Raw genomic sequence first — 884 nt, forward strand, 5'->3', positions numbered from 1 at the left:
GATGCGGTTTCGCATTGTCATGTGGCCATCAGCCTCGGCAACCGGGCGAGGTTGTTGGCGGCCATGGTGAGGATGAAGCGGGCGCGGACCCGCTCGAGGCCGCGATAGACGGGCTGGGCCATGCCGCCGACGGTCTTGGCCCAGCCGAAGGCCTCCTCGATCCGTTTACGGTGCTTGATGGACAGGGCATAGCCCTCGTGCCGGGTGGTGCGACTGTCGATCGCCGAATATCTCGACCTCTGCGCGACATGCGGGGTAACGCAGGCCTGGCGCAGGTCGGCGACGACCTCGGCCGCGTCGAAGCCCTTGTCGGCGCCCGGTGTCAGCTGCCGGGTCGATCCGGGAGAGTGGCGGTGGATCATGTCCAATGCCGCGCGCCGTTCGGCATGGCCATCGGCCTGCGTCAGGTCGCCCTGCACGATCAGGCCCGAGCGGTTCTCCATGAGTGCATGGCCGATGAAGCAGAGCATGGCGCCGGTGCCCGGCGACTTCTTGTAAAGGCGTGCGTCCGGGTCGGTGGTGGAAGCATGGGTGGCATTGGACCGTTTCTCGCCCCGGAAATCGACTTCGGCGTTGCGGTTCTGGCGGCGGTCGCGGGGCATGGGGTCGGTCTCGGGTTCAGTTGGTGCGGGGTGATCTTCGGTGGTGGCCTCGGGTCCGTGCGAGCTGCCCGGGTCGTGGTCGGGCGGCGTGTCGGTGGCCTTCGGCTGGAAGCTCTTCATCGACGCCCAAGCCTTGACCAGCGTGCCATCGACCGAGAAGTGGTCGTCCGACAGCAGCGGCGCAACCTCGCGGTGGGCCAGGATCGCCGCCATCACCTTGCGCGACATCTCGGTCGTCATCAGCCGGTCCCGAGCCGGTCCCGGTTCTTGCTGAACACGGTC

The 884-nt window shown here is 67.4% G+C and carries 1 protein-coding gene; it reads right to left on the reverse strand.

Going from position 1 to position 884, the window contains the following annotated elements:
• Window positions 1–17 precede the first annotated feature (17 nt).
• Window positions 18–884, reverse strand: an 867-nt coding sequence (locus tag C5F46_RS16230; protein WP_107326318.1) for an IS5 family transposase, incomplete at its 5' end; no start/stop codon positions are given.

It is taken from the genome of Phaeovulum veldkampii DSM 11550 (assembly GCF_003034995.1).
GTDB lineage: Bacteria > Pseudomonadota > Alphaproteobacteria > Rhodobacterales > Rhodobacteraceae > Phaeovulum > Phaeovulum veldkampii.